Consider the following 13,133-nt stretch of genomic DNA (forward strand, 5'->3'; position numbering starts at 1 on the left):
GCGGCATACAGCGCCGACGAGGATGTGCCCGTGTGCTGGATCGCCCTGCGGTTCGGCCGCCTTTTCAACGGCTACGCGGATATCCTCCGTATCCAGAACGGCACCCTGCTCACCCCCGATATGGGCGGAAGTGCGCTGACATCGCGGTTACAGCTGATCGATATGGCAGGGCTCACCCATACTCGGATGGCAGATATCATCGCCGGCAACGACCGAACCACCTTCGGCGACTACGTATTCGAGGAGCTGCGGCCCACCTTCATCCATACGCACGGCCCGTGGCTGGAGAACAACATCACCAGCGACGCCCGCGTCATGCGCGACTACTACGTGTTACAACGCTCCGAGGACCCCACAGTGCCGGATGAGGACTGGGTCCGCAAAGACGTTGTGCACGGTCAGCACCAGCTCGGGCAGCTCCGCGACTACGCGGCCACGGCTATCCCACCGCTTGTAGAGAAGCAGCAGACTGTGGGCTGCGGACCCACGCTGCATCCGGGCGAAACCCTCGTCGGCTGACCTGCTATCCGGTTCCGCGCATGTCTTGCGCAGCCGGCCGGATCTTTACCGGTTGATCGAGGGTTACCTTGCGGCCGGGCTCAGCAAGTTCCTGGTGGTGCCCGCGGGTGGCGTGCCGTCGGACGGTTTACTGGATCGTTTCGGTACCGAGGTGCTGCCGCCGGAGTGGTATCGGTCCGGGACTCCGCGACAAGACCAAACTGTATTCCCAGAACTGATAAGCCAGAACAGCAGCGTTGCCCGGCACGAGTTCGAGAAGGATATGAACTACAGGTCTGTTCCGGTATGTGCGTGACTGTCTCGTATGCGCAAATCATCAAGCGGCGAAGGCTATTTCGGTAATGGATCCTTCCGGGTATGCGATCATCCACACGATCGATCTGCACTTCGAACACAGATAGGGCATACACAATGAAATTCGCCAAAATCGCCGCAACGGCGTTGCTTTCCACCGCGGCCGTCGGCGTCATGGCCGGTACGGCACACGGTGAGGCGAATATGGCGCATCCGGTAGCCGGGAAAGTGGACGGGAATGTGGGGTACTCGATGGCGTGGTCGCCCGACCGCTCCAGCGCAACCACCACTCTGACATCGGGCAATTTCGAGGTTACTGCGGATTCGGTCGAGGTCGTCGCAGCCGACGGCGAAGTGCTGGAACAGGTACCGCTGGTGTACCAGGTCGCGGGTCAGCAGGTCCGTCTCGATGCACGAGTGGACGCGGCCGGAACCTCCTTGACCATCGACCGTCCCGCAGCCGCCGCGAACGGTGCGCCGGCGCCCGCACCGCTGAAGGATATCGCCAGTAACGACACGCTCATCCTGGGCGCGGCAATCGGCTGTGGGATCGGTGCCCTGGTCGGGCTCATCTTCCTGGTCGTGGGCGCCCTGCCCGGCTGCCTCATCGGTGCCATCGTCAACGGCGGCCTGGTGATGAACGGCCAGGGGATTCTGCCGCCTAGGTAATCGAGCCTGCCGGGCGGTACCGCCCGAACCGGGCTGCGACACGCGGTTGCGCTGAGTGCAGGCGTGTGGTGTACGTACCTCGGTGTCAGAGATGCCCTCGCCGATCCGAGTCGGCGAGGGCATCACCAGGACTTCGGGCGGTCAGATCACCGGAGCTGCGTCTCGACGGCTTCGATGATGCGGACGCACATGACGGCGTCCACCGAGCCAACTCGCCGCCCGCGCCCAGTATGTGATCTGGCAGCGTATATGCACGGGGTGGTACATGTGCTAAACATGGTACATGTCGATGAAACGGACGAATGTCTATGCTGATGCCGACGACCTCGCCCTGATCAAAGAGGCAGCCAGGCGGCGTGGCAGATCCGAGGCCGAGATCATCCGCGAGGGCATACACCTGGCGGCGTTGTCGTATCGGGTCTGGGATGATCCGGACGAATGGCCGAAGGTCTCCGGTGGCGGCGAGCCGGCGACCAAAGAGGAGATTCGGCGGGCAGTGGCAGACGGTCAGTGCTAGTCGTCGCCGACACCTCCGGTTTGCTCGCGGCATTCGACCGGGACTCTCCGGATTCCAGCGCTTGTGAAGAGGTACTGCGTGAGGCCGGAACGGTCGTAGTGTCGCCCATGGTTCTGACCGAACTCGATCATTTGACTCGTCGCAGGTTCGGGAGATCTCAACGCGTCGTGGTGATGAACTTCGTGTTTTCCCAAGTCGACCGCATGCGCTTTCTCGTCCCAGACACCGGCCGTGATGTTCTCGGCGTAGCCAGAGAAGTACAGCGACGCTACGCCGGCCTTGATCTCGACTTGGCGGATGCGGTCAACGTGACCCTCGCGGCCGAGTTCCGCACCACGGACATACTCACACTGGACCGGCGTGACTTCCGTGCTATCCGGCCGCTCGTGGCCGCAGAAGCGTTCCGGTTACTTCCCGACGACCGTTGACGCCCAATGCGGAGACATATGCGGCGAGAGCCACGACCGCCGCGTACACCGCGTAACGGCTGATGCCCTCGCCGACCACAGGTCGGCGAGGGCATCAGCGGGACTTGGGCGGTTCACCCGGTTACCGCGTGCACCGCTCTGGATCAGATCACCGGAGCCGGGCTTCGATGATGCGGGGGCGCAGTTCGGCGGCGCGGATGATGGCGTCCACCGAGCTGACCTCGACGGCGCGCTGGATGCTGTGGACACCCTCAGTCCAAGGCGGATTCGCGACGCCATTTGCCGGGCCGCCGCCAGCACGGGCGGGGTGGGGGCCGCCGCACACCCTGCTCGTATGCCGCTTACTGGCTACTGACCTACCCCGCACCATGCAGCGAATCCGCGCAGACTCTCTGTGCTCCGCGCTTCCTGCCGGGCCAGCACCCGTACGGTCTCGTGCACCATCGGGTGGTACCGGGTCTGTATCGGCGCGATCTTCCGCGCGGTGTTCAGTGCTTCCAATGTTTTGGTCCGGTCACCGTGCAGCAGGAACGCGCGGGCGAGGTCGATATACATGTGCCCGGCGCGGGACTTCGGAGTGTTGGCCGGGAGTACCAGCTTTTCGGCGCGCTTGATCGCTTCGGTCCCGTCGAGCATTTCCACGGCCAGGCCGACCGACCAGATGTCCGCGTTCGCCCTGCCGAAATTCATCACCGGGTCGTGAAAGTCGGGGGTTCCTACCAGTGCGGCTGTCGACTGGGCTTCTGCCAGATGGGCATCTGCCGCATCTCGGTTTCCTGATCGGGCTGCGGCCAGGCCGGACTGCAGGTGCAGGGTTCCCCAGGCGATCCGGCTTTCGATGTCGGTTCCATCGATTTCCGACTCGAGGTCACGGCGGCACTGGTCCAGGTAGGCCGCGGCGGTATTCCAGTCACCCGCCGAGGTCAGCACAGACGACCGATGGAACTGTGCGCAGGCTGCCCACAGTCGCGACCCGGCCTGCGATGCCGCCCATGCCAACCGCTCGACTGCCAGCGTGGCCAGATCGGTGTATCCGAGTTTGTGCGCCAGACTCCGGGACGAGGTGTACAGCTCGCAAAGCAGGAGGAAAGCTTTTTCGCGCTCTCTGCCCTGCATGCCGTGAACCAGGGCGCGAACCTCCGACAGCAGGGCGGGCAGCTCGCTGGACAGCCGGTAGAAGTTGGTTTCTCGCCGATGCTTTCGTATCCGTTCGACGTCCGCTGTAATCACCTCGAACGGGCGGGTTTCGATTCCTGGTGCTGGTAGATCGTGGGCTGCGAGTTCGACACGGATTACTGCGATACCTGAGGCAACGTCGCTCTGCTCGGTGGTGATCCGCGGATACGGCTGCCCCAGCAACTCGGCCGGCGCCACCTTCAGGGCGCGTGCGCACGACGATACGAATGCCGCGCTGGCTGGGGCACGTCCCTGCTCGACCGCTCGGACGAGCGACACCGAGATGTGCGCTTCCGTGGCAAGTCGCGGCTGCGACCACCCGTTGAGCTTCCGCATCTCCGCTACCCGTTGGCCGACACCGATCTGTGTGCTCATGGCTCCCCATCCTGTGCTGCCGCCTGCCACCAGCATGACAAAAAGGCTTGGTAGTTCACAGGGCCCGCTCGGTTGAACCTGAAACCCGGCCTCGGGGCGGGTCGAGCAAACGCCCGCTCCGGCGCCATCCACATACCAGGACCGAGGATAGGGGAGTGTCATGAACAGCGAACTGCCGACCAGAGACCGAGGCGCGACCGATATTCCCGGTGGCGCAGCATGGACGCCTCCTACGACTCTTGTCCAGCTAGAGCACCTGCTGAAGCTCATCCGGCAGTGGGCAGAGACCGCCGAGAAGTGTCATGCCTGACGGACAACTCCTGCCTGCTGCGGTCGCGCTGATCCGGCTGGACATTCCGGACCCCGGAATCGACCTGCACGAACTCGCCGAAAGACACGGATACCGGCTGGTGTATACGGTCAATACCGACACCGTCCCTCGGCTCGCCGGCAATGCGCTCGCCAGACACGCCGCCGAGGCTGGTGCGGAAGCGGTCGTGGTGCCGAGCTTCGAGCACGCCTATGACCTGCGCCATCTCATCACCGGAAACGCCGCGTTGATCACGCCGATGCAGCTCTATCCCCGCGGATACCGCTGGCCCAGCACGGATCCTGAGCGGGGGCGAGCCTGATGTCGGCCGACAGCACACTCCTCCTATTGGTGCTGTCGCTGGACGGGCTCACGACCTTGTTATGTCGGCCGGGCGACTACCCATGAGCGCTCGGTCTGCAGGAATCGAGCGAGACGCGCGGGAAGCTGCGGGTCGACTAGCAATTTCACGCCGCGCTGACCGGTGCGACTGTATGTCCGCCTGCCACCAGGGCACCGAACTCGAGAGCCGCGAGCAGATCATCGGGCTCGAGGTCCGGATAGTCTTCGAGGATCTCTTCGGAACTCATCTCCGACGCCATCAGCTCGAGAATGTTCTGGACCGGTATCCGCAGGCCACGCACCACGGGTTGACCATGGCAGATCTGCGGATCGGAGGTAATTCGCTCGAGGCGTGACATGGGTCAATGGTAGCCGCGATTACACGCGCACCACGGCATGGTTTCCTGTTCGGTCACACCCGACCGACCTGGAGGGTCGATCGCCGCCTACCGGATTGTCGCCGTCAGCCGTGGCTGATAGGTGCTCGGCCGACACTGCCGATATACCTCGATAACGGACGATGCCCCGCCGACTTGGGTCGGCGAGGGCATCAGCAGAGCTCGACTGGTGCACCCCGCCTACCGGGTGCACCGCTCGGTCAGATCATCGGAGCCGGGCCGCGATGGCTTCGATGATGCGGGGGCGCAGTTCTGCGGCGCGGATGATGGCGTCCACCGAACCGACCTCGACGGCACGCTGGATGCTGTGCACGCCGTCGAATTCCGCGGCGACCTCACCCAGCTTCTCCGCGCGGACCGAGGAGCGGAGTTCGTCGAGTTCGGCGGTGAGGGCGGCGCGTTCGGTGCCGCCCGCGTTCGCCGCGCGCTGCTCCAGATCCCGGACCCGGGCGTCGGTGGCGGTGCGTTTGCCCACCTCGCCCGCGAACACCACGGCCGCGGCGGGAGCGCCGCCGAGGACCGAGGCGAAGGAGCCTTCGATGGCCAGAACCGTCATATTCGGGTTCAGGGCCTTCGAAAACACCACGAAGGCGCCACCGTGGTAGCGGGAGATCACGCAGAACACGATCGGGCCGTCGAAATTGACGATGGCGCGGCCGATTTCGGCGCCGTACTCGAGTTGCAGTTTGCGCATCGATTCCGGTGAACCGTCGAACCCGGACAGGTTCGCGAGCACGACCAGCGGTCGGTTACCGCTGGCCGCGTTGATCGCCCGTGCGGCCTTCTTCGACGACTGCGGGAACAGGGTGCCCGCGGTGTAGGTGTCAGGGCCGTCGGTGGCCGGGAATCCCCGCCGCGGGATGTTCTGGGATTCGATACCCAGCAGGCATACCGGTATACCGCCCAGGTGCACGTCCTGCACGACCGCGGTTTCGGCGTCGGCCATCCCGGCCCAGCGTTCGAGAACGTCGTGGTCCTGATCGGACAGTGCCCGCATGACGGTCCGGATATCGAACGGCTTCTTGCGGTCCGGGTTGGCGGTGGGAGAGAAGATCTCGCCGACGGTGGTGAAACCGCTGTCCGCCAGCACATGCGGGAAATCCGAGATATCGCGATCCACCGGGTCGGTGGTGGTTGCCCGCCGCGGGGACTGCTCCCCGGGTGCGACGTAGGTGTGATCGTAATGCGACATCAGGACACCGCGGGCGGCGGTGAGGTTCGGCGCCCAATACTGCGCCTGGCCGTTCGGGCCCATCACCCGGTCGTAGCCGCCGATCCCGAAGTTGTCCTCGGCGGATACGCCGCCGGAGAAGTCCAGCGACTGTTTACCGGTGAGCACCATGGCCGAATCCGGGGTCATCACCAGAATGCCCTTGGTGTGCATGAGCATGGTGGCCTCGGCGTTCCAGTACGGCTGGGCGCCGACATTGATACCCGCCACCACGATATTGATCTCGCGGCCGTCCTGGGTGAATTCGACGATGCGTTTGAGCGCCGCCGCCACCCAGTCCATGTTCTCGGTACCGGAGGTCATCGAGATCCGGGCGCCGGAGGACAGCGCGTACCACTCCAGCGGTACCTGCATACGGTCGGCCAGATCGAGTGCGGCGATGATCCGGCGGCATTCCGGTTCCGAGAGCGCGCCCAGCGATTTCGTGGGATCGCCGAGCAGCACCACGCGGGTGATGCCCTCGGGGTACCGGTCGGTCGGGGTGGTCACCACACCGGCCACGATCGCCGCGGTGTTGCGGCCCTTCGGCCGGTCGACCGGGACCAGCGTGTGGTCGGCGTCGAGATCGTATTCGGTGAAATCGCCGAGCAGATCGGTCAATTCGTACGGGTATACGGCGTTGCGGCCGGCGGCCCGGAGCACCTTCTGGCGGTATTCGTCCAGCGGCTCCACCGGTTCGTCCGACCGCTCACCGACGACGACCTGCGTGCCGCCGATCGCGTCGAAGGTGATCCGCAGCGCCAGTTTGACCAGTTCACCGGTTTTCGGATCGGGCTGGCGGGCGATGAGCAGGATCTCCTCCAGCCCGGCACCGACCGTGGTGGGCCGCACCCGCTCGACGATTTTCTCCAGTTCGGCGCGGGTGACGTCGATGGTGGGCCAGATGTACATCACGATGCGGTTGGTCTGCAACCGTTTGGCCGCCGGCCGCCCCGCCTGCGCCCGCCGGATCGAGTCCAGGCAGGTGGCGATGGTGCTCTCGGCGGTCGGCAGGGTGACCAGCCGGCCGTCGTGATCGCGCAGCGCGGTCAGGTCCCGGACCTGCGCGAACGCTACGAGACGCTCATCGGCCGGATTCTCTTTGGCCACACACCGGAACAGGTACACCTCCTCGTTGTCCGAGGACGGCAGCTGGGTGAGGTCGAATTTGTGCAGCCGCTTCATCTGCATCCGCTGCGCGATATACGGGTGCAGGCCGCGGATGAGGCGTTCCTCCTCCAGCCCGGTGGCCGACGGGCGGAAGGTGAAGTGGTAATGCATGACCGCGTTGTCGCTACCCGCCACGGTGGCCGTGATCCGATGGACCAGATTGGGTACCGGCTGGGCGTTCAACACCTCGTGCAGAGCCGCCGCCATCGCATCGAAATCCTCGGGCTGATTCTCCCAGGACAGGTAGATATCGGCTTCGATGGACGTGGTCCCGGTGGCCAGTTCGGTCAGCCCGCGCACGGTTTCGGCGAGCGAATCGAAGCTCACCGCGGCCGATACCAGGTTCAGGCCCTTGCGTTCGGCGACGACGAAGGTGCAGCCACCGGCCTGCCGGGTGCGAACATCGGTGAGGTCCTTGTTGCCGTAGTAGCGGCGGGTCAGCACCTCCAGCATCGCCGTATTGTCGGCCGAACCTCGCGACAATCGCTGGCCCAGCAACCGCACCAGCGGTTCGGTGGCGCTCACCATCTGGGCGATCCGTTCGCCGCGGTCGGCCGCGTCCGGGTTCGCGTCGAGGTAGCTGAGGTTCTTGCGGGTGTCGGTGTAGACGCGGGCGCGATTGCGGCGCAGCACGGGCTGGCCGTACCAGGCGAAGACCAGACCGCGGGTGAGATCGGCGATCACCGGGTACCGCACCTGGGTCGCCGCCACCAGTCGTTCCAGGGCCAGGCCGACGGGTTCGCGCAACACCCCGTCGGGCATCGGTTCGCGCAGCCACTCCCGCAGCAGGGTCGAGATGACCTCGACGGTATCGGCGGGGCGCTGCTGGGCGAGGAAGATGCGGAAGACCGCGGCTTCCAGGGCCGGGGTGCGGTCGAGTTCGGTGACGCCGTAGTGGCCGAGGGCCGCGGCGAGCTTCGCCCGATACGATTCCGGCAGCCCGGCCCGCTCCACATCGAGGCTCTGCAGATAGGTGTGGAAGTATTCGCGGGCGCTGTGGACATGGCCGCGTCCGCCGCCGTCGTCGTCGAACGACCGGTTGTGGCTGAGTTCGGCCAGGTCGGCGAACACCTGCATCAGGTCGAGTTCCTCGGCCAGCGGCCGGTGATTGTCCGCGACGGCCGCCCGGCGCGCGGTGAGGTAGTCGTCGAGCACCCGGCGATCGTCGTGCGGGTCGACATCGAAGCCCAGCAGCAGGCTGCGCAGATCCTGCCGGCCGCGGGTCATCCGCTCGTGCGGCAGGATCTGGGCAGGCTCGGCGGGCAGATCCAGCTCGACCGACACGGTGGCCTCGGCATCCCCGGCCGCGTCGTCCTCGGCCAGCGGTTCCAGGCGCAGCAGCGGCGCACCCGTCTCCACCTGGGTGCCGACGGAGACACCGATTTCCTTCACGCGCCCCCGGAACGGCGCCCGCAGCACCGTCTCCATCTTCATGCTCTCGAGCACCAGCACCGGGGCGCCGGCCTCGACCTCGGCACCGGCCTCCAGCGGGGTGGCCACCACCAGCGCGGGGGCGGGTGACCGGACGACACCGCCTTCGTCACGGCTGATGCGGTGGGTGACGCCGTCGATATCGACCAGGTGGACGGGGCCGTGCGTGCCGGTTATCAGGCGATACCGCACACCGTTGACCACGACCTGCCCGGTGTGCCGGTCGAAACGTTCGAGGTCGACATCGGCGGTGCGGGTATCGGTGCCCGCCTCGATCCCGACCCGGAACCGGTGCGCGCCGATCCGGGCGACCCGCACCCGGTAGCTCGCTCCGCGCAACTTCAGGTCGAGGGGCCGGCCGCTGTCGTGTTGTACCTGGGGGCGCCCGCCGGCGGCGGTGGACAGCAGCCGGTGCTGTTCGACCCGCTCCTCTTCTTCGTAGGCGTCGATGGCGGCGGCGGCCAGGGCGACGCTGGAGTGGCGGTGCGAGACCAGCCGGCCTTCACCGCGCACGCGGTCGATCCAGCCGGTATCGGCGCTGGCATCGATCACCTCGGGCTGGTCCAGCAGGTCGAGGACGAAGCTCTTGTTGGTGGCGCCGCCCTCGATGATCACCCGGGTCTGCGCGACGGCGCGGCGCAACCGGCCCAGCGCCTCGTCACGGTTGCTGCCGTAGGCGATGATCTTGGCGATCATGGAATCGAAATCGGCCGGGATGGTATCGCCCTCACTGACGCCGGTATCGACGCGGATGCCCGGCCCCGCGGGCAGGTCGAGGTGCGCGATGCGGCCGGGGGCCGGCGCGAAATCGCGGTCGGGGTCCTCGGCGTTGAGGCGGGCCTCGATGGCGTGGCCGCGTTCGGCCGGCGGCTCGCCCTCGAGCCGGCCGCCGGAGGCGACCAGCAGCTGCGCCCGGACGAGATCGAAACCGGTGGTGTATTCGGTGATGGGGTGTTCGACCTGCAGCCGGGTATTGACCTCCAGGAACGCGAACAGCTGCTCACCGGGGTGGTAGAGGAATTCGACGGTGGCCGCGCCGCGGTAGTCGACCGCGATCGCGAGCCGCTCGGCGGAGGCCTTCAATTCGGCCGTCTGCTCGGGGCTCAGCACCGGCGAAGCCGATTCCTCGATGATCTTCTGGTTGCGGCGCTGTACCGAGCAGTCGCGTACACCGAGCGCCCACGCGGTGCCCTGGCCGTCCGCGATCACCTGGACCTCGACGTGCCGGGCGCCGGTGACCAGGCGCTCCAGGAAAACCACGCCGCTGCCGAACGCGCGCACGGCCTCCTGCCGGGTGCGTTCGTAGGCGTCGGCGAGCTCGGCCTCGTTCGTGATCACCCGGATACCGCGGCCGCCGCCACCGGCGGTCGCCTTCAACATCAGCGGGTAACCGATCTCGCTCGCGGCGGCGAGCGCGTCGTCGAGCGATTCGACCGCACCCCGGCTCCACGGCGCCACCGGCACACCGACCTCCTCGGCGATCAGCTTCGCGCCGATCTTGTCGCCGAGTTTGCGCATGGCCTCCGGGTCGGGGCCGACGAAGGTCACGCCGATTTCCTGGCACAGTTCGGCGAACGCCGGATCCTCGGCGACGAAGCCCCAGCCGACCCAGGCGGCCTCTGCCTTCGTCGCCAGCAAGGCGTTGCGCAGGACCTTCAGGTCCAGGTACGGGCGTGCGGATGCCGGGCCGAGGTCATAGGTCACATCGGCTTCCCGTACGAACGTCGCGTTCCGGTCGACGTCGGTGTACAGGGCGATCGTTTCGATGGGGTGTCCGGTTTCCGCGGACAGATCCCGGGCGGCGTGGATGAGCCGCATGGCGGACTCTCCACGGTTAACGATGGCGATGCGGTTGAACACTCGCCGACTCCTTCCTGCGCAAGCACGAGCCCGGTCGGGCGGGGGTTGCGGGTACGTTTGGGCCAGTCTGCCTCCTCACCGCACGAAAATGCACAGCGTGTGAGGGCTACTCGCACGTATTTTTATGGAGCCGGCCGGGCACGGCCGTCCGACACGGTGGTCCGGCGGGCGCGGATCGGCCCGAACGGCGGGCAAGCCGGGTCGGTCATGTCGTGTGTGTGCCGCTCGCGGGTGTAATCGCGGCCGGTTCGGTAGCGTTACCGGCGAGCACCATACGAGACTGAATACGGGGTACGGAGTGCGAGCAGGTGATCCGGCTGCGCGGGGGCGGCTGCGGAAATTCGGTGCGGTTGTCGCTGCGGCACTGCTGACGACGTGGCTGGGTGGGGCGGTGGTCGCCGCCGCGCCGATCGGTACGCCGGTGCTGCGCGCCCCGGCCGGTGGCTATCAGGAATTGGTGGTGCCGTCCGGCATGGGGCCGATCGAGGTGCAGGTGCAGTGGGCGGCGCGTGGTGGTAGTTCGGCGCTCTATGTGCTCGACGGGCTGCGGGCACCGCGTGATCACAGTCAGTGGGTCAGCGATACCGATGTGCTGAAACGGTTCGCCGGCGACGATGTCACGCTGGTTTTCCCGGTCGGCGGGCATTCCAGTTTCTACGCCGACTGGTATCGGCCGAGCAGCACCAACGGTCAGGCCACCACATACAAATGGGAGACCTTCCTCACCGAGGAGCTACCGGCTTTTCTGGCGCGCTACGGGGTTTCGCGGACGAACAACGCCATCGTGGGCGCTTCCATGGGCGGTGGGGCAGCGCTGACGCTGGCTGCGCACCATCGCGACCAATTCCGCTTCGCCGGTTCCTTCTCCGGTTTCGTGAATCCGACCTTCCCGATGTGGAACGAGGCGGTGCGCGCCGCGATGTGGGACGAGGGCCGGTTCAATGTCGACGATATGTGGGGTCCGGCCGGGGATCCCGCCTGGAACCGCCATGATCCGACCGTGCAGGCCGAATTGTTGCGCGGTCTGCCGATGTACATCTCGGCGGGCAACGGTGTGCCCGGGCTTCCCGATGTGCCGTACGGGGCCGGGAACACCGTGAACGCGATGGGGCTCGAGGCGATGGCCATGACCGCCGCCCGAATCTTCGGCGACCGCATCGCGTCCCTGGGGATCGCGGCGCGTGTCGATATCGGCAACGGCACCCACACCTGGCCCTACTGGGATCGGGCGATCGCCACCGCTCGCCCGATGATCCTGGACGCACTCGGCGTCCACTGATCACGGTGACGGGAACTCTCCGACGGCCCGCCGTCCAGGATTTGTCGGCGACTCGCCGAAGCGGCCCGACCCGCTGAGCTGCGCAGCCGGTATTCTTCCGGTCTGCACACGCCGGGCAGTGTTGCCCGTGTACGCCGTTGATCGGGCATGAGCGAGACGGACAACCCGCATACCGAAGCGCAGGCGGAGGTACTGCACCACTGCTTCCGGGCTCGACTCGCTGATGCCGTCCGTTTGCCAAGTTCCGCTTCGATGCCCACTCGACTGGAGCGCGATGAACCGCAAGCATTCCTGTACCGCTGCAGCGATCACCTTGGCGACAGTGGCCGCCGCTGTCGTGCTCGGCAACCCCGCCCGCGCCGCACCCGGCCAGGTCGGTGTCGGCGGAATGCGCCTGATCGCGTCGGTGGATTCGACGAATTCGGTGCCCGCCGGCGATATCTCGGCGGGGGTGCCATTCAGTCATGCGACGAAGGTGTCCGGGAACTTCTCGGTCGCCCTCGACGGGACTCCGGCGCTACAGGGCGGCCGGATCGTGGTGGGGTACCTGGTCGGTTGCGCGGTGGACGTATCCGACGGGCTCTCGATTGCGATAGCACCGGAAGTCGGTGGCGGCGCCTCGATCTCGCCCTATACGGAACTCGAGGTCGCCACCACATTCGAGGAGGGTGCCGCACCGGTCGTCACGATCGCGCCTCTCGTCGGCGTGGAGCCGAGCGTCGGAGTCGAATCGGCGCTGGCCGGCGAAGTAGGTGTCAATCTGGCGCCGGGTACGGTGGCGCCGGTGGTGGTCGGCGAAACCGAGCTGACCCCGGAGACGACGTTCCCGTTCACCTTCGCTCATGCCGACACCCCCGTGAACGTCGACGGCTGCCTTTCCCCGGCCTCCGCCATGCCCTTCGTCACCGTCGATGCCCGGACTCCGGGTGGTGCGGCTCAAACCACCGGTTACGGAACCGCTTTCGAGTTCTGAGCTGTCGCGCGGTCGGCCGGGCCGGCCCGGCGGGGGGGGGGGGGGGGGGGGGGGGGCGACCCGGGGGAGGGGGGGGGGGGGGGGGGGGGGACAAAAAACCGGCACCGCGCGCACCGAACGGCAGGTTCCGTTCAGGAGAACACGACGGTGCGCTTCCCGTGCACCAGCACCCGGCTCTCCAG

General features: G+C 66.6%; 9 protein-coding genes and 1 pseudogene. 7 read left to right on the plus strand and 3 right to left on the minus strand.

The window, feature by feature from the left end; all coding sequences use genetic code 11:
* The 4 genes and pseudogenes from QH195_RS09490 to QH195_RS09505 all read left to right on the plus strand — a co-directional run.
* Positions 1 to 519: pseudogene (locus tag QH195_RS09490) on the plus strand (hypothetical protein); the annotation flags it as partial.
* A gap of 411 nt (positions 520 to 930) precedes the next feature.
* A complete protein-coding gene (locus QH195_RS09495; protein ID WP_280426504.1) occupies positions 931 to 1,482 on the plus strand; it encodes a hypothetical protein in 552 nt (183 codons plus the stop codon).
* A 289-nt stretch (positions 1,483 to 1,771) separates the two neighbouring features.
* Entirely contained in the window at positions 1,772 to 1,999 is a 228-nt protein-coding gene (locus QH195_RS09500; protein ID WP_197039689.1) for a CopG family transcriptional regulator, read from the plus strand.
* A complete protein-coding gene (locus tag QH195_RS09505; RefSeq protein WP_280435080.1) occupies positions 1,921 to 2,427 on the plus strand; it encodes a PIN domain-containing protein in 507 nt (168 codons plus the stop codon). Before QH195_RS09500 ends, QH195_RS09505 begins: the two co-directional genes overlap by 79 nt.
* Positions 2,428 to 2,775: 348 nt before the next feature.
* Here QH195_RS09505 and QH195_RS09510 read toward each other — a convergent pair whose 3' ends face one another.
* Positions 2,776 to 3,978, minus strand: coding sequence for a helix-turn-helix domain-containing protein (locus QH195_RS09510; RefSeq protein ID WP_280435081.1), 1,203 nt, complete (start codon positions 3,976 to 3,978; stop codon positions 2,776 to 2,778).
* 302 nt (positions 3,979 to 4,280) lie between these two features.
* Here QH195_RS09510 and QH195_RS09515 point away from each other — a divergent pair, with 302 nt between their 5' ends.
* Positions 4,281 to 4,610, plus strand: a complete 330-nt coding sequence (locus tag QH195_RS09515; protein ID WP_280435082.1) for a hypothetical protein — start codon at positions 4,281 to 4,283, stop codon at positions 4,608 to 4,610.
* A 145-nt stretch (positions 4,611 to 4,755) separates the two neighbouring features.
* Here QH195_RS09515 and QH195_RS09520 read toward each other — a convergent pair whose 3' ends face one another.
* A complete protein-coding gene (locus QH195_RS09520) occupies positions 4,756 to 4,989 on the minus strand; it encodes a DUF433 domain-containing protein (RefSeq protein WP_280435083.1) in 234 nt (77 codons plus the stop codon).
* A 244-nt stretch (positions 4,990 to 5,233) separates the two neighbouring features.
* Positions 5,234 to 10,699, minus strand: a complete 5,466-nt coding sequence (locus QH195_RS09525) for a carboxyl transferase domain-containing protein (protein WP_280435084.1) — start codon at positions 10,697 to 10,699, stop codon at positions 5,234 to 5,236.
* 298 nt (positions 10,700 to 10,997) lie between these two features.
* Here QH195_RS09525 and QH195_RS09530 point away from each other — a divergent pair, with 298 nt between their 5' ends.
* Positions 10,998 to 11,978 (plus strand): alpha/beta hydrolase, encoded by a 981-nt coding sequence (locus tag QH195_RS09530; RefSeq protein ID WP_432278306.1) that lies wholly within the window; start codon positions 10,998 to 11,000, stop codon positions 11,976 to 11,978.
* Between the two features lie 274 nt (positions 11,979 to 12,252).
* Complete coding sequence (locus tag QH195_RS09535) at positions 12,253 to 12,951, plus strand: MspA family porin (protein ID WP_280435085.1); 699 nt, start codon at positions 12,253 to 12,255, stop codon at positions 12,949 to 12,951.
* Positions 12,952 to 13,133 lie beyond the last annotated feature (182 nt).

The sequence above is a fragment of the Nocardia carnea genome, from assembly GCF_029868855.1.
Classification (GTDB): Bacteria; Actinomycetota; Actinomycetes; order Mycobacteriales; family Mycobacteriaceae; genus Nocardia; species Nocardia carnea_A.